40 protein-coding genes are annotated in these 25,693 nt (G+C 39.2%); all 40 read right to left on the bottom strand.

Annotation, left to right across the window (positions count from 1 at the left end):
• Nucleotides 1-203: 203 nt before the first annotated feature.
• Nucleotides 204-584 carry a 50S ribosomal protein L17 gene (gene rplQ, locus CYJ57_RS00700; RefSeq protein ID WP_006700878.1) on the bottom strand — a complete coding sequence of 127 codons (381 nt, stop codon included), beginning with the start codon at nt 582-584 and terminating at the stop codon, nt 204-206.
• A 41-nt stretch (nt 585-625) separates the two neighbouring features.
• Entirely contained in the window at nt 626-1,570 is a 945-nt protein-coding gene (locus tag CYJ57_RS00695; protein ID WP_101953666.1) for a DNA-directed RNA polymerase subunit alpha, read from the bottom strand.
• Between the two features lie 75 nt (nt 1,571-1,645).
• Entirely contained in the window at nt 1,646-2,038 is a 393-nt protein-coding gene (rpsK, locus tag CYJ57_RS00690; RefSeq protein ID WP_006700876.1) for a 30S ribosomal protein S11, read from the bottom strand.
• A gap of 28 nt (nt 2,039-2,066) precedes the next feature.
• Nucleotides 2,067-2,429: a 30S ribosomal protein S13 gene (gene rpsM / locus CYJ57_RS00685; RefSeq protein WP_006700875.1), complete on the bottom strand. Its 363-nt coding sequence runs from the start codon at nt 2,427-2,429 to the stop codon at nt 2,067-2,069.
• A 24-nt stretch (nt 2,430-2,453) separates the two neighbouring features.
• Entirely contained in the window at nt 2,454-2,567 is a 114-nt protein-coding gene (gene rpmJ / locus CYJ57_RS00680; protein ID WP_022155406.1) for a 50S ribosomal protein L36, read from the bottom strand.
• A gap of 25 nt (nt 2,568-2,592) precedes the next feature.
• Complete coding sequence (gene infA, locus CYJ57_RS00675) at nt 2,593-2,811, bottom strand: translation initiation factor IF-1 (RefSeq protein ID WP_006700874.1); 219 nt, start codon at nt 2,809-2,811, stop codon at nt 2,593-2,595.
• Between the two features lie 43 nt (nt 2,812-2,854).
• Entirely contained in the window at nt 2,855-3,517 is a 663-nt protein-coding gene (locus CYJ57_RS00670) for an adenylate kinase (RefSeq protein ID WP_006700873.1), read from the bottom strand.
• Nucleotides 3,518-3,537: 20 nt separating this feature from the next.
• Nucleotides 3,538-4,833 (bottom strand): preprotein translocase subunit SecY, encoded by a 1,296-nt coding sequence (secY, locus tag CYJ57_RS00665; protein ID WP_101953665.1) that lies wholly within the window; start codon nt 4,831-4,833, stop codon nt 3,538-3,540.
• A complete protein-coding gene (rplO, locus tag CYJ57_RS00660; RefSeq protein ID WP_006700871.1) occupies nt 4,833-5,273 on the bottom strand; it encodes a 50S ribosomal protein L15 in 441 nt (146 codons plus the stop codon). Before rplO ends, secY begins: the two co-directional genes overlap by 1 nt.
• 29 nt (nt 5,274-5,302) lie before the next feature.
• Complete coding sequence (gene rpmD, locus CYJ57_RS00655) at nt 5,303-5,482, bottom strand: 50S ribosomal protein L30 (protein ID WP_101953664.1); 180 nt, start codon at nt 5,480-5,482, stop codon at nt 5,303-5,305.
• An 11-nt stretch (nt 5,483-5,493) separates the two neighbouring features.
• A complete protein-coding gene (rpsE, locus tag CYJ57_RS00650; protein WP_101953663.1) occupies nt 5,494-5,997 on the bottom strand; it encodes a 30S ribosomal protein S5 in 504 nt (167 codons plus the stop codon).
• Between the two features lie 21 nt (nt 5,998-6,018).
• Entirely contained in the window at nt 6,019-6,366 is a 348-nt protein-coding gene (gene rplR / locus CYJ57_RS00645; protein ID WP_006700868.1) for a 50S ribosomal protein L18, read from the bottom strand.
• A 24-nt stretch (nt 6,367-6,390) separates the two neighbouring features.
• Complete coding sequence (gene rplF, locus CYJ57_RS00640) at nt 6,391-6,927, bottom strand: 50S ribosomal protein L6 (protein WP_006700867.1); 537 nt, start codon at nt 6,925-6,927, stop codon at nt 6,391-6,393.
• 39 nt (nt 6,928-6,966) lie between these two features.
• A complete protein-coding gene (rpsH, locus tag CYJ57_RS00635; protein WP_006700866.1) occupies nt 6,967-7,365 on the bottom strand; it encodes a 30S ribosomal protein S8 in 399 nt (132 codons plus the stop codon).
• A 32-nt stretch (nt 7,366-7,397) separates the two neighbouring features.
• Nucleotides 7,398-7,583, bottom strand: coding sequence for a type Z 30S ribosomal protein S14 (locus CYJ57_RS00630; RefSeq protein WP_006700865.1), 186 nt, complete (start codon nt 7,581-7,583; stop codon nt 7,398-7,400).
• 17 nt (nt 7,584-7,600) lie between these two features.
• Nucleotides 7,601-8,143, bottom strand: a complete 543-nt coding sequence (rplE, locus tag CYJ57_RS00625) for a 50S ribosomal protein L5 (RefSeq protein ID WP_006700864.1) — start codon at nt 8,141-8,143, stop codon at nt 7,601-7,603.
• Nucleotides 8,144-8,169: 26 nt separating this feature from the next.
• Nucleotides 8,170-8,475 carry a 50S ribosomal protein L24 gene (rplX, locus tag CYJ57_RS00620; protein WP_006700863.1) on the bottom strand — a complete coding sequence of 102 codons (306 nt, stop codon included), beginning with the start codon at nt 8,473-8,475 and terminating at the stop codon, nt 8,170-8,172.
• 27 nt (nt 8,476-8,502) lie between these two features.
• Nucleotides 8,503-8,871 carry a 50S ribosomal protein L14 gene (gene rplN, locus CYJ57_RS00615; protein ID WP_006700862.1) on the bottom strand — a complete coding sequence of 123 codons (369 nt, stop codon included), beginning with the start codon at nt 8,869-8,871 and terminating at the stop codon, nt 8,503-8,505.
• Nucleotides 8,872-8,903: 32 nt separating this feature from the next.
• Nucleotides 8,904-9,182, bottom strand: coding sequence for a 30S ribosomal protein S17 (rpsQ, locus tag CYJ57_RS00610; protein WP_006700861.1), 279 nt, complete (start codon nt 9,180-9,182; stop codon nt 8,904-8,906).
• Between the two features lie 19 nt (nt 9,183-9,201).
• Complete coding sequence (rpmC, locus tag CYJ57_RS00605) at nt 9,202-9,402, bottom strand: 50S ribosomal protein L29 (protein ID WP_006700860.1); 201 nt, start codon at nt 9,400-9,402, stop codon at nt 9,202-9,204.
• Nucleotides 9,392-9,826, bottom strand: a complete 435-nt coding sequence (gene rplP, locus CYJ57_RS00600) for a 50S ribosomal protein L16 (RefSeq protein WP_006700859.1) — start codon at nt 9,824-9,826, stop codon at nt 9,392-9,394. The genes rpmC and rplP overlap by 11 nt, the downstream gene beginning before the upstream one ends.
• Before the next feature lie 2 nt (nt 9,827-9,828).
• Nucleotides 9,829-10,485 carry a 30S ribosomal protein S3 gene (gene rpsC, locus CYJ57_RS00595; RefSeq protein ID WP_006700858.1) on the bottom strand — a complete coding sequence of 219 codons (657 nt, stop codon included), beginning with the start codon at nt 10,483-10,485 and terminating at the stop codon, nt 9,829-9,831.
• Between the two features lies 1 nt (nt 10,486).
• A complete protein-coding gene (gene rplV, locus CYJ57_RS00590) occupies nt 10,487-10,843 on the bottom strand; it encodes a 50S ribosomal protein L22 (protein ID WP_006700857.1) in 357 nt (118 codons plus the stop codon).
• 14 nt (nt 10,844-10,857) lie between these two features.
• Nucleotides 10,858-11,139, bottom strand: a complete 282-nt coding sequence (gene rpsS, locus CYJ57_RS00585) for a 30S ribosomal protein S19 (protein ID WP_006700856.1) — start codon at nt 11,137-11,139, stop codon at nt 10,858-10,860.
• 42 nt (nt 11,140-11,181) lie between these two features.
• Nucleotides 11,182-12,012 (bottom strand): 50S ribosomal protein L2, encoded by an 831-nt coding sequence (gene rplB, locus CYJ57_RS00580; protein WP_006700855.1) that lies wholly within the window; start codon nt 12,010-12,012, stop codon nt 11,182-11,184.
• A gap of 25 nt (nt 12,013-12,037) precedes the next feature.
• Nucleotides 12,038-12,349, bottom strand: coding sequence for a 50S ribosomal protein L23 (locus CYJ57_RS00575; RefSeq protein WP_101953662.1), 312 nt, complete (start codon nt 12,347-12,349; stop codon nt 12,038-12,040).
• Nucleotides 12,349-12,969: a 50S ribosomal protein L4 gene (gene rplD / locus CYJ57_RS00570; RefSeq protein WP_101953661.1), complete on the bottom strand. Its 621-nt coding sequence runs from the start codon at nt 12,967-12,969 to the stop codon at nt 12,349-12,351. The genes CYJ57_RS00575 and rplD overlap by 1 nt, the downstream gene beginning before the upstream one ends.
• A gap of 23 nt (nt 12,970-12,992) precedes the next feature.
• Entirely contained in the window at nt 12,993-13,625 is a 633-nt protein-coding gene (gene rplC, locus CYJ57_RS00565) for a 50S ribosomal protein L3 (RefSeq protein ID WP_006700852.1), read from the bottom strand.
• Nucleotides 13,626-13,651: 26 nt separating this feature from the next.
• The gene (gene rpsJ, locus CYJ57_RS00560; protein WP_006700851.1) at nt 13,652-13,960 is read right to left on the bottom strand and encodes a 30S ribosomal protein S10; all 309 of its coding nucleotides are present in this window, start codon (nt 13,958-13,960) and stop codon (nt 13,652-13,654) included.
• A gap of 310 nt (nt 13,961-14,270) precedes the next feature.
• The gene (locus CYJ57_RS00555) at nt 14,271-15,377 is read right to left on the bottom strand and encodes an alpha-hydroxy-acid oxidizing protein (RefSeq protein WP_101953660.1); all 1,107 of its coding nucleotides are present in this window, start codon (nt 15,375-15,377) and stop codon (nt 14,271-14,273) included.
• Nucleotides 15,378-15,402: 25 nt separating this feature from the next.
• Nucleotides 15,403-16,122: an LrgB family protein gene (locus CYJ57_RS00550; RefSeq protein WP_006700849.1), complete on the bottom strand. Its 720-nt coding sequence runs from the start codon at nt 16,120-16,122 to the stop codon at nt 15,403-15,405.
• Complete coding sequence (locus tag CYJ57_RS00545; protein ID WP_101953659.1) at nt 16,119-16,493, bottom strand: CidA/LrgA family protein; 375 nt, start codon at nt 16,491-16,493, stop codon at nt 16,119-16,121. Before CYJ57_RS00545 ends, CYJ57_RS00550 begins: the two co-directional genes overlap by 4 nt.
• Nucleotides 16,494-16,694: 201 nt before the next feature.
• Nucleotides 16,695-18,149: an N-acetylglucosamine-specific PTS transporter subunit IIBC gene (gene nagE, locus CYJ57_RS00540; protein ID WP_006700847.1), complete on the bottom strand. Its 1,455-nt coding sequence runs from the start codon at nt 18,147-18,149 to the stop codon at nt 16,695-16,697.
• Between the two features lie 89 nt (nt 18,150-18,238).
• Nucleotides 18,239-19,423, bottom strand: a complete 1,185-nt coding sequence (gene tuf, locus CYJ57_RS00535) for an elongation factor Tu (RefSeq protein ID WP_006700846.1) — start codon at nt 19,421-19,423, stop codon at nt 18,239-18,241.
• Between the two features lie 135 nt (nt 19,424-19,558).
• On the bottom strand, nt 19,559-21,637 hold the full coding sequence (gene fusA / locus CYJ57_RS00530; protein ID WP_006700845.1) for an elongation factor G: 2,079 nt from the start codon (nt 21,635-21,637) through the stop codon (nt 19,559-19,561).
• Nucleotides 21,638-21,699: 62 nt separating this feature from the next.
• Nucleotides 21,700-22,170: a 30S ribosomal protein S7 gene (gene rpsG, locus CYJ57_RS00525; RefSeq protein WP_006700844.1), complete on the bottom strand. Its 471-nt coding sequence runs from the start codon at nt 22,168-22,170 to the stop codon at nt 21,700-21,702.
• Nucleotides 22,171-22,225: 55 nt separating this feature from the next.
• Nucleotides 22,226-22,639, bottom strand: a complete 414-nt coding sequence (gene rpsL / locus CYJ57_RS00520; RefSeq protein WP_006700843.1) for a 30S ribosomal protein S12 — start codon at nt 22,637-22,639, stop codon at nt 22,226-22,228.
• Nucleotides 22,640-22,933: 294 nt separating this feature from the next.
• On the bottom strand, nt 22,934-23,968 hold the full coding sequence (locus CYJ57_RS00515) for a LacI family DNA-binding transcriptional regulator (protein ID WP_101953658.1): 1,035 nt from the start codon (nt 23,966-23,968) through the stop codon (nt 22,934-22,936).
• A 1-nt stretch (nt 23,969) separates the two neighbouring features.
• Complete coding sequence (locus CYJ57_RS00510) at nt 23,970-24,806, bottom strand: carbohydrate ABC transporter permease (RefSeq protein ID WP_006700841.1); 837 nt, start codon at nt 24,804-24,806, stop codon at nt 23,970-23,972.
• On the bottom strand, nt 24,807-25,652 hold the full coding sequence (locus CYJ57_RS00505) for a carbohydrate ABC transporter permease (protein WP_006700840.1): 846 nt from the start codon (nt 25,650-25,652) through the stop codon (nt 24,807-24,809). It abuts the gene before it with no gap.
• Nucleotides 25,653-25,693 lie beyond the last annotated feature (41 nt).

Below are 25,693 nucleotides of genomic sequence, written 5' to 3'. Positions count from 1 at the left end.
TATTTTTTATCGTTAAATTGTCATTCAAATTATGAGTTAAATCATAATTTAACGATAAAAAAACCACTTATACGATGAAGCGTGGGTTGGGGTGAACCCCCAACCCCAGCACGAATAGGCTGTGCTTTAGAGCTAGACTAGTTACTTAAGTACTAATCGTAACACTCTCCATCATTAAGTGTTTCAAAAATCTATCTTATCGATTACACTAATTCTAAAATAACCATTTGTGCGGCATCACCACGACGAGGTCCTTTTTTAAGAATACGTGTATAACCACCATTACGTTCTGCATAGCGTGTAGCATAATCATCGAATAGACGATCTAATACAGATTGAATAATTAGTTCATCTTCTTCAACACGCACATCTGCTAATTCACGACGTAAGAATGACGCTGCTTTACGACGAGATGCTAAATCTCCCTTTTTACCAAGCGTAATCATTTTATCAACAAATTTTCTCACTTCTTTTGCGCGAGCTTCTGTTGTTTCAATACGTTCGTTAATTAATACGTCTGTGGTTAAATCACGTAACATTGCTTTACGTTGTGAACTGGTACGTCCTAATTTACGGTATGACATTCATTTTCCTCCTTATCACTGACTGATTGACGAAGTGGACTTTAATCTTCTTCTTTTAGGCTTAACCCTAACTGATCTAGTTTGTTCTTTACTTCAGCTAAGGACTTACGACCTAAGTTACGAACTTTCATCATCTCTGCTTCGGTCTTATCAGTTAATTCTTGAATGGTATTAATTCCTGCACGTTTTAAGCAGTTATAAGAACGGACTGATAGATCAAGTTCTTCAACAGTCATTACAAGAACTTTTTCTTTTTCAGTTTCTTCCTTCTCTACCATAATTTCTGCTTCTTTAGCTTCTTCAGTTAAGTTAACAAAGATATTTAAATGTTCGGTCAAAATTTTTGCGGCCAAACTTAAAGATTGTTCTGGGCTGATTGATCCATCAGTCCAAATATCCAAGGTTAAGCGGTCATAAACATTCTTTTGACCAATGCGTGTATTCTCAACTTGATAGTTAACTTTCTCCACAGGAGTATAAATTGAATCCACTGGCAATACGCCGATTGGCATATCTTCAGTTTTATTATATTCACTGCGAACATAGCCACGCCCTTTAGATACATTCATACGCATACTTAGCGTTGCGCCTTCAGCAAGTGTACAAATATATAAATCTGGATTTAAAATTTGAACTTCATTGTCATGAATAATGTCAACTGCGGTAACCGTTTTGGGACCTGTTACATTTAATTCAATGACTTTGCTTTCTTCTGTATATAATTTAAGGGCTAATTGCTTCAAGTTTAAGATAATAGCTGGAATATCTTCTACTACCCCATCAACGGTGGCAAATTCATGCAGAACACCGTCTACTTGAATATTTGTAATTGCTGCTCCGGGTAATGAGGATAATAAGATACGACGTAATGAATTTCCAAGGGTTGTGCCATAGCCACGCTCTAGCGGCTCAATCACAATCTTGCCATATTTCTCATCTTCGCTGACTTCTACTATTGTAATCTCTGGTTTTTCAATTTCGATCATTAGCAATAAGGTCCCCTTTCAATACGCTAGTCCAATAATAATTTCAAGCAACAATTTATTTGAGGCTTATTACAATTATACACGGCGGCGCTTCGGTGGGCGACATCCGTTATGAGGAATTGGAGTCACGTCACGAATTGCTGTTACATCTAAACCAGCAGCTTGTAAAGAACGAATTGCAGATTCGCGTCCTGAACCTGGTCCTTTAACTGCAACTTCAATGCTCTTCATACCATGTTCCATTGCACCTTTAGCTGCAACTTCAGAAGCCATTTGTGCGGCGAATGGAGTTGATTTCTTAGAACCACGGAATCCTAAAGATCCTGCAGAAGACCATGATACCGCATTACCTTGCTCGTCTGTAATCATCACAATCGTGTTATTAAAAGTTGAACGAATATGAGCTATACCGCGTTCAATGTTTTTTCTATCACGACGACGTCTACGAGTTTGTTGTCTTTTAGCCATGAAATACATTCCCTCCTTATCAGATTAATTATTTTTTGCCAGTAATGGCTTTTTTAGGTCCTTTACGCGTACGAGCGTTGTTTTTTGTGTTTTGACCGCGAACTGGTAAGTTACGACGGTGACGCATACCACGGTATGAACCAATTTCTTGAAGGCGTTTAATGTTTAAGCTGACTTCACGACGTAAGTCACCTTCCACTTTAATGCCATCTACTACTGCACGAATTTTATCTAATTCGTCGTTAGTTAAGTCTTTGACACGAGTATCTGGATTCACGCCTGCCTCTTCACAAATATGCAAAGCAGTCGTTTTACCGATACCGTAGATATATGTTAATGAAATCACTACTCGCTTATCACGAGGGATATCTACACCGACTATACGAGCCATAGTGTTGTTTCCTCCTTTGTATTATTATCCTTGACGTTGTTTGTGTTTCGGATTTTCACAAATTACCATCACTTTACCATTGCGTTTGATTACTTTACATTTTTCGCAAATTGGTTTTACTGATGCTCTAACTTTCATAATATTTCCTCCTTAGTTCGAACTTCTATTTGAAGCGGTACGTGATGCGACCTTTAGTTAAATCATAAGGAGACATTTCTACTGTAACTTTATCCCCTGGTAAAATACGGATATAGTTCATACGAATTTTACCTGAAACATGAGCCAAAATTTCATGACCGTTCTCTAATTCAACTCTGAACATGGCATTAGGTAACGTTTCTAAAATTGTTCCTTCAATTTCAATGACATCTTCTTTAGCCACTCTTAATTCCCTCCTTATTTATACCAGTGAATAACGTAAGTAATTAAGCGTGCGGACTTTCTCCTAGAATGTCGCGAACTTCCCGATATACGTTTTCAATCTGATTATCACCGTTTACTCGATGGAGTAATCCTTTAGCTTCATAGTATTCAAGAATCGGACGAATTGAGTCCATTTGTAATTGAATACGGTGTCTCACTTTTTCTGGTTTATCGTCTTCACGTTGGTAGAAATCATTTGATCCACATGTATCACATACTCCCGCAGTGGAAGGTGGATTATATAACTTGTGGTATGTAGCGCCACAGTTACGGCAAATAATACGCCCACTTAGACGATCTTCAAGTGTTTGAGCATTAACATCAATATAAATGACTGCATCTAGAGTTTCATTTAACGCTTTTAAATTTTCTTCTAAAGCTTTAGCCTGATCGCTTGTTCTTGGATAGCCATCTAACATGAATCCATTTTCTTTAACATCAGGTTGCGATAAGCGCTCAGATACGAGACTATTTGTCACTTCATCAGGAACGAGATTGCCTGCATCCGTGTATTCTTTCGCTTTTAATCCAAGCTCTGTTTCATTTTTGATTGCTTCTCGGAAAATGTCTCCAGTTGCAATATGAATCATTGGATAATCGCGTGAGATTTGTTCACTTTGCGTCCCTTTACCTGCTCCAGGTAAACCCATCAATAGTATGTTCATTTAATTATCAGTCCTTACTCTTAATTATATAGGAATCCTCGGTAACGACGTTTGATCATACGTCCTTCAATTTGTTTTGCTGTCTCCATTGCAACACCTACGACAATAAGTAAACTCGTTCCACCTAAAGCCATATTTGTTGGAATCTTCCAAATCAAACCGACAATAATAGGTGCAACAGCAATGACAACAAGATATAAAGCACCAACAAAGCTGAGTCGATTTAATAAATAAGTAATATACGATTCTGTATCTTTACCTGGACGTACTCTTGGAATATATCCGCCTTGTTTTTGTAGGTTTTCAGCAACCTTCTCTGGATTTACTTGGACCAAAGCATAGAAATAAGTAAATGCAATTAATAATACGGTATAAAATACTGCACCCATCCAGTGTTGTAAATTAAATAAATTCATAAAGAATTGTTGAACTGGACCAGCATCTTGCGTATTCATTAATGAGAAAATTGTTTGTGGCGTTGTAATAAATGATGAAGCAAAAATCACGGGAATCACACCAGCTGCATTAATTTTTAAAGGTAAATGAGCAGTATGTTTTGCACCCGATGCCTTCTTAGAATGATGGATTGGGATTCTCCGTTGACCACTTTCCATCACAACGACAACAACAATCGCTAATACAAGTAAAACAATCACTCCTAATAGAATTAATACTCCATTACGTAATTTTTCACCCGTTGCGCCATGAATCATTGCGCTAAAGAAACGATAAACGTCTTGTGGTACTTGTGCGACAATCCCAGCGAAAATAATCATTGAGAGGCCATTTCCCACACCTTTACGCGTGATTTGTTCTCCTAACCAAACTAAGAACATCGTTCCTGTGGTTAAAATTAGTGCGATTGTTATATAGGTGCTCATCGACGGATTTTTAATTAATCCTAAGCCCGATAGGCGGTTGAAGCCAAATGATAATCCAAGCGATTGTACAAAACCGAGTATAATACCCAGATAAGTCGTTGCTTGATTGAGTTTACGGCGTCCAACTTCACCTTGTTCAGCCCATTCAGTAAACTTAGGCACTAGATCCATCTGTAATAGTTGCATAATGATTGAAGCGGTAATGTAAGGAGATACTCCCATGGCGAATAATGAGTATCGCTGTAGAGCTCCTCCTGCAAAGGTATTTAACATTCCTAAAATACCTGTATTTCCTAACTTAGATAATGCCTGTGCATTAACACCTGGAACAGGAATATGTGTTCCAAGACGAAAAATAGCAAAGATAAATAATGTAAAACCAAGTCGTTTACGAATATCTTTATCTGCGAGTGCATTTTTTAGAAAGGAGAACATTACATCACCTCAACAGATCCGCCTGCTGATGTAATAGCTTCTTCAGCAGCTTTAGAGAATTTAGCAGCTTGGACTGTTAATTTCTTCTCTAATTTACCTTGTCCTAAGATTTTCACACCAGATAATTCCTTGTTTACAAGGCCAGCCTCTTTTAAGAGTTCAAAATTAACCGTTGTTCCATCTTCGAAGCGATTTAAATCTTCAATATTTACAATGGCATAGTCTTTACGGTTGATATTTTGGAATCCACGTTTTGGTAAACGACGGAACAATGGTTGTTGTCCACCTTCAAATCCTAAACGTACTCTTCCACCTGATCTGGATTTTTGTCCTTTTTGACCGCGTCCAGCAGTTTTACCATTTCCTGACCCTGATCCACGTCCTACACGGTTGCGTTCGAAACGCGAACCTTCTGCAGGTTTCAATGTATGAAGTTTCATCTAGGCACCTCCTTATTATTAGAATAATGTTATGCTTCTTCTACTTCTACTAAGTGACTGATTGTATTTACCATACCGCGAATTGCTTCGTTATCAGGTTTAACAACCGTCTTATTTGGTTTTCTCAAGCCTAATGCATGAGCTGTTTTAATTTGGTTTTCTTTACGACCAATCAAACTTTTCTTTAATGTAATTTGTAAATTTGCCATTACATGTCCTCCTATCTTAGAATTTCTTCTACTGATTTCCCACGTAATTTGGCAACTTCTTCAGCTTCTTTTAACTGCATTAATCCGTTAACAGTCGCTGAGATCATGTTAATCGGCGTATTAGAGCCTAGAGATTTACTTGTTACATCTGCGATACCAGCTAACTCTACTACCGCACGAACTGGTCCACCAGCTGCAACTCCGGAACCGGCCGTAGCTGGTTTAAGTAATACTCGCCCGCCACAGAATTCGCCGATCACTTCATGAGGGATCGTTGTTCCAGTACGAGGAATTGAAATCATTCTTCTTTTTGCATTTTCAATCGCTTTGCGGATGGCTTCAGGAACTTCTTGCGCTTTACCTGTACCAAATCCTACATGACCATCACGATCTCCGACAACAACTAACGCTGAGAAACGTAGACGACGTCCACCTTTAACAACTTTAGTAACACGGTTGATCGCAACGACACGTTCTTCGATTTCACCTAAAGTGTTAGGATTAACATATTTCATGAATCGGTATTCCCCTTTCTTCTAAAATTCTAATCCATTCTCACGAGCAGCTTCAGCTAATGCTTTAACTCGTCCGTGATATGCATATCCACCACGGTCAAAGACAACTTCTTTAATGCCTTTTTCAGTAGCTTTTACGGCAATTGCCTTACCGACTGCTTGTGCTTGTTCAGTTTTTGTTCCTTTTTCATCTTGACTAGAGGCACTGACTAGCGTCACACCCGCTACGTCATCAATTAATTGAGCGTAGGTGTTTGTATTAGATCTAAATACACTTAAGCGTGGGCACTCTGCAGTACCAGAAATTTTATTACGGATACGTTGATGTCTTTTCTTACGTAATTTATTACGTTCTGGTTTGTTAATCATTTTGTCACCTCTTTAATTTATTTATTATTTACCAGTCTTACCTTCTTTGCGACGTACATATTCACCAACATAGCGAATACCTTTGCCTTTGTAAGGCTCTGGTGGACGAACGGCGCGAATATTCGCTGCTAATTCGCCAACTTTTTCTTTGTCATATCCTTCAACAACAACTTGTGTGTTTGAAGGTACTTCAACATTAATACCATCAGCTGGTTCGAATTCAACTGGATGTGATAAACCAACGTTTAATACTAATTTATTACCTTGTTTTTGCGCACGATATCCAACCCCTACTAATTCAAGTTCTTTCTTGAAGCCAGCAGAGACACCTTCGATCATGTTATGAACTAATGAACGAGTGGTACCATGGATAGAACGGTTTTCTTTTTCATCGTTTGGACGTGCAAAAGTAATGATATTATCTTCAATTTTAAGCTCGATAACCGGTGAAAGTTCACGAGTTAATTCACCTTTAGGACCTTTAACTGTTACAGTTTGATCCTTAATATCTACGGTTACTCCTGATGGAATTTCAATAGGTCTATTTCCTATACGACTCACAGTACCGTACCTCCTTAATTATAATGTGTTATCAGTAAATTACCAAATATAGGCAATTACTTCTCCGCCCACTCCTTGATTGCGAGCAGCTTTATCAGTAATTACTCCAGCAGACGTTGAAATAATCGCAATACCTAAACCATTCAATACTTTTGGAACATCTTCAGATTTTGCGAACACACGTAAACCTGGTTTTGAAATACGTTTTAATCCAGTAATTACTTTTTCGTTGTTTTGACCATACTTAAGTTGGATGGTAATTTCATTTTGTTTATTATCTTCTTTTACTTCGAAGTCTTTAATGAACCCTTCTTCTTTAAGAATCTCTGCAATCGCAACTTTCATCTTAGAAGATGGCGCTGAGACAGAAGCATGATGTTGTGCGTTAGCATTACGAATTCGTGTTAGGAAATCTGCTATCGGATCTGTCATTGTCATGTGATATAACCTCCTTTATTAAGAGTTGTAGATTACCAGCTAGCTTTTTTAACGCCTGGTATTTGTCCTTTGTAAGCTAGTTCACGGAAGCAAATACGGCATAATTTGAACTTACGATATACAGAGTGTGGACGTCCACAACGTTCACAACGAGTGTACTCTTGAACTCTAAACTTTGGTTTACGTTGATTCTTTTCAATCATTGATTTTTTAGCCAATATATTTCGCCTCCTTATTATTTTCTAAATGGCATGCCTAATTCTTTTAGTAAGGCATGAGATTCTTCGTCAGAATTTGCAGTGGTTACAATCACAATGTCCATTCCGCGAACTCTGTCAACATTGTCATAAGAAATTTCTGGGAAAATTAATTGTTCTTTAACACCAAGTGTGTAGTTTCCACGACCATCAAAAGCTTTGTTGCTAATCCCTTGGAAGTCACGTACACGAGGTAAAGATACTGAAATTAATTTATCTAAGAAATCATACATTCTTTCACCACGTAAAGTTACTTTACAACCGATTGGCATTCCATCACGCAAACGGAATCCAGCGATTGATTTCTTCGCTTTAGTAATAACAGGTTTTTGACCTGAAAGTAATGTCAATTCATCGACAGCTTTTTCTAAGTTTTTTGCGTTAGAAACAGCGTCGCCGACACCCATATTGATGACGATTTTTTCAATTTTAGGAACTTCCATTACAGATGTATAATTGAATTGTTCAACTAATTTATTAATGACTTCATTAGTGTATTTTTCTTTTAAACGATTTGCCATTCTTAGAATATCCTCCTTCCTCGAGATTAGTTAATTACTTCGTTTGACTTTTTAGAATATCTTACTTTTTTACCATCTTCAAAGCGATAACCTACACGAGTAGGCTCTCCAGTAGATGGATCAATAAGCATAACGTTAGATACGTGGATTGGAGCTTCGAACTCTTCGATACCACCTGTAGACATTTGTGTTGGTTTTTGGTGACGTTTATGAATATTTACACCCTCAACTACCACACGGTCTTCTTTAGGTAAAGTTCTTAACACTGTACCTTCTTTACCTTTATCTTTTCCTGTGATAACTCTAACTTTATCTCCTGATTTAATACGCATTTATGTCTCCTCCTTCTCTCTATAAAATTACAGAACTTCTGGAGCTAAGGAAACAATACGCATAAAGTTATTGTCACGAAGTTCACGAGCGACTGGACCAAAAATACGTGTTCCACGAGGTGATTTATCATCACGAATAATTACACACGCATTCTCGTCAAATTTGATGTATGAACCGTCTTTACGGCGTGTACCAGATTTCGAACGTACAATTACCGCTTTTACGATATCGCCTTTCTTAACAACTCCACCTGGTGTTGCTTGTTTAACTGATGCAACGATGACATCTCCAATGTTAGCAACTTTACGTCCAGATCCACCTAGTACTTTGATTGTTAGAACTTCTCTTGCTCCTGAATTATCAGCAACTTTTAATCGACTTTCTGTTTGAATCATTTGATGTCCTCCTTCCGATTAACCCATTATCATTAAATAATAACGGCTTCTTCAATGATATCTACTAAACGGAAGCGTTTCGTTTTAGATAATGGACGTGTTTCCATAATACGCACGATATCGCCTTCTTTAGCGCGGTTTTCTTCATCATGTGCGGTATATTTCTTAGAATACTTCACACGTTTACCGTAGATCGGATGAACTTTACGAGTTTCTACAACAACTGTAATTGTCTTGTCGTTTTTTGCAGAAATAACACGTCCACGGTACACTTTACGTTGTTTGCGTTGTTGTGTTTGTTCTTCAGCCATTCTATTCTGCCTCCTTTAATTATTTACTAGATGACAGTTCTTGCTCTCGAAGAACAGTCTTAATACGAGCAATTGTCTTGCGAACTTTACTTAATTGGGCAGTGTTTTCTAATTGACCCGTTGCCAATTGGAATCGAAGATTGAATAATTCTTTCTTTAATTCTTTCTCTTTAGCAACCATCTCTTCAGTAGATAATTCTCTAATTTCATTAATTTTCATTCGATTCACCACCATATCCTTCACGTACGACAAACTTCGTCTTAACTGGGAGTTTGTTCGCAGCTAATCGTAATGCTTCTCTTGCAACTTCTTCGGAGACACCATCGATTTCAAACATGATTTTACCACGTTTGACTGGAGCTACCCATCCTTCAGGTGCACCTTTACCAGAACCCATACGTACTCCGATTGGTTTAGAGGTATAAGATTTATGTGGGAAAATCTTAATCCATACTTTACCGCCACGTTTCATGTAACGGGTCATCGCAATACGTGCAGCTTCAATCTGGCGGTTAGTGATCCAGCTAGATTCAGTTGCTCTTAATCCGTATGTCCCAAAATCTACGTTTTTACCGCCTTTTGCTTCTCCGCGCATTTTACCACGGAACTCGCGACGGTACTTCACTCGTCTAGGTACTAACATGATTAGTTATCTCCTTCCTGAACATCGTTTGATTGTGGAAGAATTTCACCACGGCAAATCCAGACTTTAACTCCTAACTTACCATAAGTAGTATCTGCTTCTTCCCAAGCATAGTCGATATCCGAACGAAGCGTATGTAATGGAACTGTACCTTCACTATAATGTTCAGTACGAGCCATATCAGCACCGTTTAATCGACCTGAAACTTGTGTTTTAATTCCTTGTGCTCCGGCACGCATTACACGTTGGATTGCTTGTTTTTGTGCACGACGGAATGCAACACGATTTTCTAATTGATGTGCAATATCTAATGCAACTAATTTTGCATCTAAGTTTGCATCTTTAATTTCAACAATATTAATATGAACTTTTTTGTTTGTCAATTTGTTTAATTCATTACGTAAAGCATCTACTTCAGATCCACCTTTACCAATTACCATTCCTGGCTTTGCAGTATGAATTGATACGATAACACGGTTCGCTGCACGTTCGATTTGAATCGTAGATACGGATGCATCAGCTAATCGCTTATAGATGTACTCACGAATTTTTAGGTCTTCGTGTAGGTAGTCAGCATAATTTTTATCTGCGTACCATTTCGCATCCCAGTCGCGAATAACGCCAACGCGTAGTCCTATTGGATGTACTTTTTGACCCATATTATGCCTCCTCTTTCTCAGATACCACAATTGTGATGTGGCTGGTTCTCTTGTTGATTGGTGAAGCTGAACCACGAGCACGTGGACGGTAACGCTTCATTGTTGGTCCTTCATTGACATAAGCTTCTGTAACGTACAATGATTCTACGTCTAAATCGAAGTTATGTTCTGCGTTAGCAATTGCTGACATTAAAACTTTTTCTACCACTGGAGATGCTCCGCGCGGTGTGAATTTTAAGATCGAAATTGCTTCAGAAATATGCTTACCTCTTATTAGATCGACTACTAGGCGAACTTTACGAGGGGCAATTCGAACTGTTTTAGCTGTCGCTTTTGCGGATGTAATTTGTTCTGACATCTTATTCCCTCCTGTTAACGTTTCTTAGTCGTTCTATCGTCTTTTGTGTGACCTTTGTATGTACGAGTAGGTACAAACTCTCCTAATTTATGGCCAACCATGTCTTCTTGAATGTAGACTGGAACGTGTTTACGTCCGTCGTATACTGCAATTGTTAACCCGATGAAGTTCGGGAAAATAGTAGAACGACGAGACCAAGTTTTAATTACTTGTTTTTTCTGTGCGTTGGCTTGTTCTTCAACTTTTTTCATCAAATGGTCATCAATAAATGGCCCTTTTTTCAAACTACGACTCACAGTGTAGCCTCCCTTCGAAAATTTTTCTTAACTAGTTAGTAATTATTTTTTACGTCCTCGGATGATTAACTTGCTAGATTTCTTCTTAGCATTACGTGTTTTAACACCCATTGTTTTCTTGCCCCAAGGTGACATTGGACTTGGGCGGCCAATTGGTGCGCGTCCTTCCCCACCACCGTGTGGGTGATCGTTCGGGTTCATTGCAGAACCACGTACGTGTGAACGTTTAGATAACCAGCGACTACGTCCTGCTTTACCAATGTTGATGAGTTCGTGTTGTTCATTACCAACAGTACCGATTGTCGCACGACATGTAGAAAGAATCATACGAACTTCACCAGATGCAAGACGAACTAATGTGTATTTACCTTCGTGTCCTAATACTTGAGCGCTGGCGCCAGCTGAACGAACAAGTTGTCCACCTTTACCTGGTTTCATTTCAATATTATGTACCACAGTACCGACTGGAATATGTTCAAGTGGTAATGCATTACCTAATTTAATGTCTGCATTTTCACCAGACTCAATTTTATCTCCAACTTTAATTCCTCGTGGCGCTAAGATATATGTCTTAACCCCATCTTCATAATGCACTAAAGCGATATTAGCTGTTCGGTTTGGATCGTATTCAATCGTAGCGATGGTTCCGATAACGCCATCTTTATTGCGTTTGAAATCAATCACACGGTAAGCACGTTTATGTCCTCCACCTCTGTGACGAACAGTAATTTTACCTTGGGCATTACGTCCCGCTCTTTGTTTCTTTGACTCTAATAATGATTTTTCAGGTTTATTTGTTGTGATTTCTGAGAAATCATAGCCAGTCATATTACGACGACCATTTGTGATCGGTTTGTATGTCTTAATTGGCACGTGAATTCCCTCCTATAATAGTTTTCTATTCTTCACTGTCAGCGTCAGTTTCTGAAGCGAACAATTCAATATTCGCTGAACCTTCAGCTAAGGTGATAATTGCTTTTTTGTAACGACGAGTAAAACCTTGGTAACGCCCCATGCGTTTTTTCTTAGGCTTTACGTTGACTGTATTTACTTTGGCAACCTTCACTCCATCAAACATCGCTTCAACAGCTTGTTTGATTAAGTTTTTGTTAGCACGACGATCTACTTCAAAAGTATATTTACCTTCATCGATATCATACATAGATTGTTCTGTAATTACAGGACGTAGAATAACTTCTGAAAATTCCATTATGCTAATGCCTCCTCTACAGTTTCTAATGCTTGTTTAGTAATTAAGATTGTATCGTAATTAACCACATCGAGAACATTGACATTATGTTCGTCAATTACTTTAACGTTTGGTAAGTTACGAGCTGATAGATATGCGTTATCGTTATCCCCTTCAAGCACGACTAAAGTTTTTCCTAAGTTCAAGTTTGTCAGGATATCTTTGAACGCTTTTGTTTTTGGTGCTTCGAAAGCTAAACCTTCAATTACTTTAATTTGATCTTCTGCAGCTTTCATTGATAATGCAGAACGAATTGCAAGTCTTCTAACTTTCTTCGGTAATTTATATGCGTATGAGCGAGGTGTAGGTCCAAATACTACGCCCCCACCAACCCATTGTGGTGAACGGATTGATCCTTGACGTGCGCGACCCGTTCCTTTTTGTCTCCAAGGTTTACGGCCTCCACCGCGTACTTGACTGCGGTTCTTAACAGCATGCGTTCCTTGACGCATTGAAGCACGTTGCATGATGACTGCATCGAAAACTACGCTTTCGTTCGGCTCAATCCCGAAAATTGCATCATTTAATTCAATTTGTCCATTTTCAGTACCATCTTGTTTATATAATGTAACTTTTGGCATATTCTCGTTCCTCCTTCCTGAAATTAGTTCGCTTTAATCGCTTGTTTGATTTCTAATAATGATTTCTTAGGTCCAGGTACGTTTCCTTTAATTAGGATTACATTGTCTTCTGCGTTCACTGCAACAATTTCTAAGTTTTGAATTGTTACACGCTCGCCACCCATTTGTCCTGGTAATTTTTTACCTTTCATAACGCGTGATGGCGTAGAAGCTGCCCCCATTGAACCTGGGCGACGGTGGTAACGAGATCCGTGAGACATTGGTCCGCGGCTTTGTCCGTGACGTTTGATTGCTCCTTGGAATCCTTTACCTTTTGATGTACCCGTTACATCAACGATGTCTCCCACTGCGAACGTTTCAACTGTGATTTCTTGTCCAACTTCGTATTCTCCTAGCTCGACATCACGAAATTCGCGAATGAAGCGCTTAGGAGTAGCATTTGCTTTTGCTACATGACCTTTATGGGGTTTGTTAGCTAATACTTCACGTTTGTCGTCGTAACCTAATTGCACCGCCTCGTATCCGTCAGTTTCGCTTGTTTTAACTTGCAAAACAACGTTTGGTTGCGCTTCGATTACTGTTACAGGAATTAATTCTCCGTTTTCCGTAAAATATTGCGTCATCCCTACTTTTTTCCCTAAGATTCCTTTGGTCATGAGTACACCTCCATTTTCCTTTTTTATTATAATTTGATTTCTACGTCAACACCACTTGGTAAATCTAATTTCATTAATGCATCAACTGTTTTAGCTGTTGGATTAACGATGTCAATTAGACGTTTGTGGGTACGCATTTCGAATTGCTCACGTGAATCTTTATATTTATGTGGTGAACGAATAACAGTATAAAGCGAGCGCTCTGTAGGTAATGGGATTGGCCCAACCGTTTCTGCTCCCGTTCTTTTCGCTGATTCTACGATTTTCTTAGCTGATACGTCTAAAGCACGGTGTTCGTAAGCTTTTAGACGAATACGAATTTTTTGATTTGCCACAATAGTTCCTCCTCGTCATTAATCATTGTTTGACTTGCTCCATAAGAATTACCGACTTCACCAGCGGTGGCAACTCCACCTGGCGTGTCGCAACCTCTTATTTCATCGCTCCCCCATTCCGAAGAATAGAGGGTGCGTAATTTAGGGCGCAACGATCCCCTAATAATAAGCACAAAGATTATTATACCTAAGACAAACCCTCTTTGCAACACCTTTTTCAATCTTTTTTAAGTTTTTATTAACCATTTTTCTTTCTTTGAATCAAAAAAGCAACTTGTTAAAAAACAGGTTGCTAATCTTTGGTTTTATTTTACTTTAAATCTTTTAGACGTGCATTTTTAACATCTTCAATTGTCTGGGTTCCAGCTAGCTGCATTACACGTTTAAGGTCTGTTTCAAAGTATTCAAAAACAGACTTCACGCCTTTCCATCCACCTAAGGCAAGCGAGAATAGCACCGGGCGTCCAATTGCTACGATATCTGCTCCACTTGCGAGCGCCTTGAAGATATGTTCTCCACGACGAATACCTGAGTCAAATACGATGGGTACCCGACCTGCCACCGCAACAGCAATTTCTTCCAACACTTCAAATGAACCTGGCGCACCATCTAATTGGCGACCACCATGATTTGATACCCAAATTCCATCTGCTCCAGCGCCCATAGCAGCTAACGCATCCTCAGGTGTTTGCACCCCTTTAATAAAAACAGGTAACTCTGAGTGCTCTTTGATAAAACGAATATCATCTAAATTAATTTTTTGTTTTGATTGACCGTAAATATTGTTAAGTGACATATTTGCGCCCGTTCCCGTTAAGTAGCGAGATACAATTGGCATTCCAAATGGATAGACAAACTCGTTACGATCGTCGCGGTGTCGGTTACCCGATACTGTGGCATCCGCTGTTAAAATAATCGCTGAGGCTCCGTCCGCTTTTGCTTCATCAAGAATGTTTTTATTTAGCTCATCGTCTTTTGACATATAGATTTGGAACCAGCGTGGTGTATCGCCTAATCCTTCTGAGATTTCCTCAAATGACGCTCCAGAGTAAGCAGAAATTGACATGAGGGAACCACCAAACTCGCGAATTCCTCTTGCTGTTCCTGCTTCTTTACTTTCATGTGCCAACCCGTGAGCAGCAATTGGCGCCATAATAAATGGCACTTTCAACTCATGCTCGAAAATTTTTGTACTTGTGTTCGGAAATTCAACATCCGCTGCCATTCGAGGGAGGATCCCTTTAAAATTAAAGCATTCAACGTTGCGTCTTAATGTAAATTCATCTCCTGAACCACCAGCCATATAGTTAAAGCCACCATGCGGAACGATTTCTTGAGCAAAGTCTTCCAGTTCAATAGTATTAATAATCCGTAATTCTTTTACTTCTTTCGGTGCGTTATAATTTAATTCTGTCATATTTTTTCTCCTTCAATTTCTTTGTTTATTTGATTAGCCATTGCAAAATCGGCTCAACAAGCGGAGCAAGTAAGACGACGACAATCCCGGTCATAATAATCGAAATGCTCGACATCGCTCCTTGTACATCCCCCAATTGGATTGCTTTCGCCGTTCCCATCGCATGGGCTGACGTGCCTAATGCTACGCCTTGTGCCACAGGATCGGTTATTTTAAAAATTCCAAAAACAGTTTCGCTAAGCATTGCGCCAATGACGCCTGTAAAGACGACTACAGCCACCGTTAACGATACAATACCTCCCAATGATTCACTCACACCAATTGCAATCGCGGTTGTAATTGATTTAGGATAGAGCGTCGCTACCATCGCATAGTCAAATTTGAATAAGATTGCGAGTATCACAATTAATGTCGTATGAATAATAACTCCCATTACAATTGAACTCACAATCACTTTAAAGTAACGTCTTAAATATTCAAAGTTCTCTTCAAGTTTTATGGCTAAAGAAACCGTAGCAGGCGCGATCATAAACGATATAAAATGCCCTCCCTGAGCATAGTCTTGATAAGGGATTTGATTCAACTTCAAAATAAGAATAATTACAGCAATCGTCAATAATAACGGATTAAATAACGATTTTATAATAACGTGGTTGAATTTCCCTTGAATCATTGTCAGCAAACGAAATACGCCGAGGGTTAACACTAACCAAATAAAGGGATTAGATAACAGGGCTTCTTTCATTCGTTCACCTCCTCTAATTGATCATGTTGTCGTATAAATTTTTGGACGAATTTACCGATACAAATTAATAGAACGATGACCGTAATTAAAACAACCAATAATAGTTGCCACCAAATGGATTGCAGTGTATCAAAATGCGTCATCAGTCCTACACCAGCTGGCACGAAAAATATCGCCATATTATCCGTCAACCAAGTTCCGACCATTTTTATGCTCGATTTTTTGATCCATCCAAAGTGGAGCGCAGCAAAAAGAATCAACATTCCCATTACCGGACCTGGCACTGCGATGTACGGCGATAATAGAACCGCTACAACTTCACCTATCAACGAAAATAATAAAATGAAAAATAATTGCTCGATAATTTTCACCTTTTCCCTCCTTTCACGATACATAAGCTTATTATACCAGCAGCTGAAGCGTTTGCAATAAATATGCTTTTAAAAAATGACCAGAAATATTACTTTTAGAAACATCTGTGAAGTAACAAAAAATCCCCCGGCTTTGAAAGTAGAATCAATGCCAGAGGATGATGTTCATCGCTGAAGTTTGTATTTATATTTTCAAAAAATTTAGTGCTTTAAGTAATCACGCATTCTATCTGCCACGAATTCAACATCCGTACCGACAATAACATGTAAGTTTTGATCATCGAGCACGTGCGTTCCCGGAACACCTGTTGCTTTAATGCGATCCATATCCACTTTATCCATATCATTCACTCGTAAGCGCAGACGTGTTGCACAATTTGTTAGTGAAATAATATTTTCAGCTCCTCCTAATGCTTCAAAGATCGCAGTGGCACGTTCATCATATGCTGAGCTATCTGTTGTTTTTAAAACTGTTTCATTCATTTCGGTAGCTTCAACATTTCGACCTGGTGTATTAAGATCTAATTTTTTGATCATCAAAGTGAAGATCACATAATAAATTACAGCAAAGACAAGCCCTTGGACAATTAGCATCCATGGATGATTTGCCATCGGAACTCCAAGTGAAAGAATAAAGTCAATGGCTCCAGCTGAGAATGCAAACCCTGCAGTCCATTGCATCGTTGCAGCGATAAATAATGATACGCCTGTTAATAATGCATGGACAAAGTATAATTGTGGTGCCACAAACATAAAGGTAAATTCAATTGGCTCAGTTACCCCTGTTACAAATGCCGTAACAGCTCCCGCTAATAATAACGACGCAGTGACTTTCTTAGCTTTACTATCTGCTTGTTGATACATTGCTAAACAAGCTGCAGGCAAACCAAACATAAAGATCGGGAAGAAACCACCTTGATACATTCCAGTAATTCCTTTGACTCCTTCATTCGCCCAGAATTTTCCGATATCGTTAATATTTACTAAGTCAAACCAGAATACGTTGTTTAAAGCGTGGTGTAATCCTGTTGGAATTAATAAGCGGTTGAAGAAGCCGTATAAACCAGCTCCAAATGCACCCATCCCAGCAATCCACGTACCGAATGATAATAAAATTCCATAAACGACTGGCCAAATAAAGATTAATAATAGCGATACTAAGAGCATAACTAGTCCAGTGATAATCGGAACAAAGCGGCGCCCTCCAAAGAAAGCAAAAGCTTTTGGAACTTGAATTCGATGGAATCGATTATAGAGTTCACCCGCTACAGCCCCTGAGAGCATTCCCATAAAGACGTTTTTAAAGTTAATCGCATTAAATGCAACGTTTACCTCTTCCAAAGGAATTCGGGTTAAGTTTGCTACGGATGCAGGTTGTAGCAACGTATTCACAGAAAGCATCGCGATCAATCCTGCTAGAGCTGCAGAACCATCGTTATCTTCAGCCATCCCAACTGCTACCCCGATTGCAAAAACTAACCCAATGTTATCTAAGATTGAGCCCCCAGCTCCAACTAAGAAAGCAGCAATCGCACTATCGCCACCCCAACCAGCAGGGTCAATCGCATAACCAATCCCTAGCAAGAGTGCAGCTAGTGGTAGTGTCGCGACAGGTAGCATCAACGATTTACCTAATTTCTGCATATATGTTTTCATATTTTTTCTCCTTTTATAAAAACGTTTACATATAACTTTTTTATAAAGCGCCCCAAGAAACCGAGGCGCTTATAGATCTCTTAATTAGATTAAGATAAAATTTCTGTAACTGTACCCGCACCAACAGTACGCCCACCTTCACGGATAGAGAAGCGTGTTCCTTCTTCGATCGCGATTGGGTGAATCAATTCAACAGTCATGCTTACGTTATCGCCAGGCATAACCATTTCAACACCATCTGGTAAGTCAACAACACCTGTTACGTCCGTTGTACGGAAGTAGAATTGTGGGCGGTAGTTTGTGAAGAATGGCGTATGACGTCCACCTTCTTCTTTTGATAATACGTATACTTCAGCTTTGAACTTAGTATGAGGCGTGATTGTTCCTGGAGCTGCAAGAACTTGTCCACGCTCGATATCATCACGAGTTACACCACGTAATAATGCACCGATGTTATCTCCAGCTTCTGCGTAGTCTAACATCTTACGGAACATTTCAACACCAGTAACAGTTGTTTTGTTTGTATCTTTGATACCAACGATTTCAACTTCGTCACCAACGCGAACTTGTCCACGCTCAACACGACCAGTTGCAACTGTACCACGACCAGTGATTGAGAATACGTCCTCAACTGGCATCATGAATGGTTTGTCGATTTCACGTTCTGGTTCTGGAATATAAGCGTCAACTTCTTCCATTAAGTCTAAGATTTTTTGTTCGTAAGCTTCGTCGCCTTCTAAAGCTTTAAGCGCTGAACCTACAACGATTGGAATATCATCACCTGGGTAGTCGTACTCAGATAATAAGTCACGAACTTCCATCTCAACTAATTCGATTAACTCTTCATCGTCAACCATATCAGCTTTGTTTAAGAATACTACGAAGTATGGAACACCTACTTGACGAGAAAGTAAGATATGCTCACGAGTTTGTGGCATTGGACCATCAGCTGCAGATACAACTAAGATCGCACCGTCCATTTGAGCAGCACCAGTAATCATGTTTTTAACGTAGTCCGCGTGTCCTGGCGCGTCAATATGCGCATAGTGGCGGTTCGCTGTTTCATACTCGATATGAGATGTGTTAATTGTAATTCCACGCTCTTTTTCTTCAGGAGCGTTATCGATTGCTGCGTAGTCTTTTGCTTCACCAAAACCGTGTTTTGCTAAAACTGTTGCAATCGCAGCAGATAAAGTTGTTTTACCGTGGTCAACGTGGCCTAAAGTACCAATGTTAACATGGGGTTTCGTACGTTCAAATTTTTCTTTTGACATTGATTAATCCTCCTAATGTTGAATGTATTATAGATTACTAATGTTAACCTATCGAAATGATTATAACGTGAAACGCTAGTAAATTCAATCAATTACTAGCATTCCAACGTATTTTTATTGCAAAGTTATCTCGGATTACTTACCGTGAGCTGCAATAATTTCTTCTTGAATTGATTTTGGAACTGGTTCGTAGTGGTCGAATTGCATTGTAAAAGTACCGCGACCTTGTGTTGCAGAACGTAATGTTGTTGCATAACCGAACATTTCAGATAAAGGAATAAATCCTTTAACGATTTGTGCGTTTCCACGAGCGGTTGTTCCTTCAATGCGTCCACGACGAGCACTTACGTGTCCCATTACATCTCCTAAGTAATCTTCAGGAACTGTAATATCAACCATCATCATCGGTTCTAAAATAACTGGGTCTGCTTTCTTCGCAGCTTCTCTTAAAGCAAGTGAAGCAGCAACCTTGAAGGCAGTCTCAGAAGAGTCGACGTCGTGATATGATCCGTCAAATAGACGTGCTTTAACGTCAATTAATGGATAACCAGCAAGGACACCATTTTCCATTGCGTCTTTAAGACCTGCATCGACAGCCGGGATATATTCACGTGGAACTACCCCACCCACGATCGCGTCTTCGAACTCATATCCTTTACCTTCTTCGTTAGGTGTAAACTCAATCCATACGTGACCGTATTGACCTTTACCACCTGATTGACGAACGAATTTACCTTCCGCTTCAACACCTTTACGGAATGTTTCACGGTAAGATACTTGTGGTGCACCTACCGTTGCGTTAACCTTGAATTCACGTTTCAAACGGTCAACAATAACGTCTAAGTGTAACTCACCCATACCAGCAATAATAGTTTGACCTGTCTCATGATCTGTTGATGCACGGAATGTTGGGTCTTCTTCAGCTAATTTCGCTAAAGCTGTTGACATCTTATCTTGGTCAGCTTTTGAGTCAGGTTCAATTGCAACGTTAATAACAGGCTCAGGGAACGTCATTGACTCTAAAATAACAGGGGTATCTTCAGCACATAAAGTGTCTCCAGTTCCTGTATCTTTCAGACCTACTGCAGCAGCGATATCTCCAGAGAATACTTCTGAGATTTCTTCACGAGAGTTCGCGTGCATTTGCAGGATACGTCCGATACGTTCACGTTTACCTTTCGTTGCGTTGAGTACATATGATCCGGATTCAAGCGTTCCAGAATAAGCACGGAAGAATGTTAAGCGACCAACGAATGGGTCTGTCATCACCTTGAACGCTAATGCCGCAAAAGCTTCACTATCATCCGCGTGATGTTCGATTTCTTCACCTGTGTCTGGGTTTGTACCAACGATTGGCGGTACTTCAAGTGGAGATGGTAAGTAGTCAATAACACCATCCAATAGAAGTTGGACCCCTTTGTTTTTGAAAGCAGAACCTACGAAAACAGGGAAGAACTCTACAGATAGAGTTGCTTTACGAATTGCTGCTTTAATCGCGTCAACTGAAATTTCTTCACCTTCAAGGTAAGCTACCATGATATCTTCATCATAATCTGCAATTGCTTCGATTAAGTTAGCGCGCCACTCTTCAGCTAAGTCAACCATATCTTCAGGAATTTCAATCTCATCAACTTGCGTTCCTAAATCGTCCGCATAGTTGTAAGCTTTCATTTCAACTAAGTCAATAATTCCTGTAAAGTTGTCTTCTGCTCCGATTGGTAATTGAACCGGATGAGAATTCGCTTGTAGACGCTCACGAATTGTCTCGTTAGCGTTTAAGAAGTTAGCACCTAACTTGTCCATCTTGTTAACGAAAACCACACGTGGTACGTGGTAAGTTGTTGCTTGTCGCCAAACTGTTTCAGTTTGTGGCTCAACGCCCGATTGAGCATCCAGTACTGTTACCGCACCGTCAAGAACACGTAGTGAACGTTCTACTTCAACTGTAAAGTCCACGTGCCCTGGGGTATCGATAATATTTACACGATGACCTTTCCATTGCGCAGTCGTTGCAGCTGATGTAATGGTAATACCACGTTCTTGCTCTTGCTCCATCCAGTCCATTTGTGCTCCACCGTCATGGGTTTCACCAATCTTATGGATACGGCCTGTATAATAGAGGATACGCTCTGTAGTCGTCGTCTTACCCGCATCGATATGCGCCATGATACCGATATTACGAGTTTTGTCTAGAGAGAAAGCTCTCTTCGCCATACAATATTACCCCTCTTTCATAATAAAATTTTATATAAACTAGAAAACGGCTTGGTAAATTATTACCAACGGAAGTGTGCAAACGCTTTGTTCGCTTCTGCCATTTTGTGCATATCTTCACGTTTCTTGACTGATGCACCTGTATTGTTTGCTGCATCCATAATTTCACGCGCTAAACGTGTTTCCATGGTTTTTTCACCACGTAAACGTGAATATTGGATTAACCAGCGAATCGCTAAAGTATAACGACGTTCTGGACGAACCTCCACTGGCACTTGGTAGTTTGACCCCCCAACACGACGAGCCTTAACTTCAAGTAATGGCATGATATTTTCAATCGCTTGTTCGAAGACTTCTAATGGCTCTTGGCCTGTTTCTTCACGAATGATATCAAATGCCGAATATAAGATTTTAGAAGCTTTCCCACGTTTACCATCAACCATAATACGGTTAATTGTACGTGTTACAAGTTTAGAATTGTAAATTGGATCTGCAATCACTTCACGCTTTGGAACATTTCCCTTACGAGGCATTCATACTCCTCCTTTCGTTTTTTAATAAGTAATAATTAGTTAAAAAGTCTTATTTCTATCCCTTAGGACGTTTTGTACCGTATTTAGAACGGCTTTGTTTACGATCATTAACACCTGATGTATCTAACGCACCACGAACGATATGGTAACGTACCCCTGGTAAGTCTTTTACACGTCCTCCACGGATTAGTACCACACTGTGCTCTTGTAAGTTGTGGCCTTCACCTGGAATATACGCGGTTACTTCCATTAGGTTAGATAAACGAACACGAGCATACTTACGTAAAGCTGAGTTCGGTTTCTTAGGTGTCATTGTTCCCACACGAGTACATACTCCACGTTTTTGCGGAGACATTGTTTTAGTTTGAGAACGTTTGAAGCTGTTGTAACCTACGTTAAGTGCTGGTGAATGAGATTTCGTCATTTTAGACTTACGAGGCTTGTTAATCAATTGATTAATTGTAGGCATTAAAGTTCCTCCTTCCACTTAAGAATCTTAGTCCACACATCCAAGTGTGTCATATTTATGAAAAATAATAAGCCAACGGTGAAACGTTGGTAATATAGGGTTTAATGCAGTCAGCACGACTGATACACAGGAATCTGTCATTAAAACACCTCTGCTATCTTAACACGATTGACGGTAGCCGTCAACCCATCGTATGCATTTTTCGCTTTAAAAAAACTGTAAAATATAAGAAATCCCCTCCGTGTAATTAACAGAGGGGAATAGTGTATCACTTACTTCTTTGATTCTGTCGCCTTAGCAATTTTCTAACGGTTGAGTTGTAGCTCCAATATACAACTCTCCTTCGAATTCACTCATCTTCGGATAGGCTTCATTGTTGATAATATGGAACAAATCAACTACCGATTGATAAGCGATTTTCGCAGAGGGTTGGATAATTGTTGTGATTGGCTTTAGTAGGAATTCATTGATTTCTAACCCATCAAACCCTGCCACCGAATAATCTTCAGGAACACGGTAACCGTGATCATCAATCGCTTTAATTGCACCAATCGCCACAAAGTCTGAAATTGCAAAAATTGCAGTACAATCAATTTGTTCTTTAATAATTTTAGAAGCTGATTGGTAACCATGATGTAGCGAATAAGGATTTAAATCCGTTGTTGGATATATTACTAAGCGTTCATCATAGTCTATGCCATGTTCTTTCAAGGCACTTCGATACCCTTCAAGTCGCAATCGACCAATACTTTCGTCATCCGAACGGGCTGCAATGAAGGCTATCTTCCGGTGACCCAGATTAATCAAATATTCAATCATCTTTTTACTTTCAGCATAGTCATCCACACCGACACACGTTGAATGATCAATCTCTAAATCTCGATTAATGGTTGTTGTCATTGAAAATGGCACGCCTAATCGATGGAGTTTTCGAGGATCTTCAATATGGTAACCCCCAAGGAAGATAATCCCTTCTGGCTTCACATTTTCAACCACACGTTGAGCCACCTCTAATTCACATCGATTTTCTTCTACTTTATGTAGCGAAAAAGTGTAATGGGTCTTAGTAATTTCTTCCTCAAGTACATTTACCATCGGGGTAAAAAATGGGTTGGTTACCCCTTTAACAATGACCGCAATCGTTTTGTTTTTATGCACTTTTAAGTTTCGAGCATTTTGACTTGGAATATATCCTGTCTCTTCAATGGCAGCTAAAATCTTTTCTCGGGTAGCCTGAGAAATTTCATCGGTATTATTGATTGCTCGCGAGACGGTACTTGGACTTACACCGCACATTGTTGCAATATCTTTAATCGTTGTCCTTTTCATACTAACCTTTAACTGCTCCTGCCGTAACAGATTTTACAATATGTTTCTGCATTGATAGGTAGAAGACAATAACTGGAAGCATACTTAAAACTAGCATTGCCATCATTGCTCCTAAGTCTTTGTTTCCGTTTGTTCCTACTAACATTTGAATAACGACCGGCACGGTCTTATATTGCGTTGAAACACCAATCACTAGATAAGGCAAGAGATAGTCGTTCCAAATCCACATCGCATTCAATATCGCTACGGTAATGGCCGTCGGCTTTAAGATTGGCAAAATAATATAGAAGAAATGCATAAGTGGTGAGCACCCATCAATCATTGAAGCTTCTTCAATTTCAATTGGAATAGATTTGATAAAGCCACTGAACATAAAAACAGATAGCCCTGAACCAAAACCGAGATATAATACCACCATCCCAATCGGATTATTTAAATGTAAGAAGTCCGCAATTTTAATCGTAGGGAACATGACCATTTGGAACGGTACAATCATTGAGAATACAAATAAGTAATAGATTAATTTTGTCCACCAAGTTTTCACGCGCGTTAGGTAGTAAGCAGTCATCGCAGATAGTAAGACTACCACTGCTACGGATAAAATCGTAATTAAGAAAGACCAGCCTGCCGCTTGCAAGAAACCTGTTCTCGCTAAGCCCGAAGTGTAGTTTTCTAACCCTGCAAAAGCCTCCCCAGTTGGAATACTGAATGGCGAGTCGCTAATATAGAATTTTCCTTTAAAAGAGTTCACTACGATAAAAAGAATTGGAAATAGGAAAATTGCCAGTAACACTAGCATAATTAAAAATAAAATCGTATCAATTGTTTTCTCTTTCATCTAATGTTCCACCTCTTTTTCTCTAGTAATCTTAATTTGTAGATAGGCAATAAATGCTACGATAATAAAGAACACCACCGCTTTGGCTTGTCCGACTCCCTCGAAACCATTCCGTGAGAACATTGTATCGACAATATTCATCGCCAACATTTCTGTCTTGTACATTGGCGCCCCAGCAGTTAACGCTAAGTTTTGGTCGTATAACTTAAAACTGTTGGTGAGCGTTAAGAACGTACAAATCGTAATCGATGGCATAACCATTGGAATCGTAATATGACGTAAAATTTGCCAACGTGTTGCACCATCGATTTTGGCAGCTTCGATTAATGAATGTGGCACGTTCTGTAATCCTGCAATATAGATTACCATCATATAACCTATCAGCTGCCAGTTCATTAAAATAACTAAGCCCCAAAATCCAAATTTTGGATCTGCTAATAATGTTTTACCATAGCTTAAAAGAACTGCGTTAATCATCACTTGCCATGTATAACCTAATACAATACCACCAATTAAGTTTGGCATGAAAAATACCGTTCTAAACAAGTTTGTTGCGCGTATTTTCCGCGTCAAAATTAAAGCCAAACAAAACGCAAAAATATTAATTGTAATTACAGACACAATAGTAAAAAGCACCGTAAAGATAAAAGCTTTTCCAAATCTTTGCCCTTTTGAGAAAGCGACGATATAGTTTTGTAATCCCACGAATTCCATATTAAAAATGGTAGTGAATTTAGCAAATGATAGTCCTATTCCTAAGAAGAATGGGAGAATAAAGACAATACAAAATACTAAAAAGGTGGGTAAAACAAAGAGTGGAAAATGTTTTTTTAGTATTTTTTCCATAGAAATCTCCTTCTAGACCTATGAGATAGATAAGAGGTCTA

This window comes from Falseniella ignava, assembly GCF_002847645.1.
In the GTDB taxonomy this organism is placed as follows: Bacteria; Bacillota; Bacilli; order Lactobacillales; family Aerococcaceae; genus Falseniella; species Falseniella ignava.
Note: the sequence above shows the minus strand (reverse complement) of the source record. Positions and strands in the feature narration are given on the sequence as shown.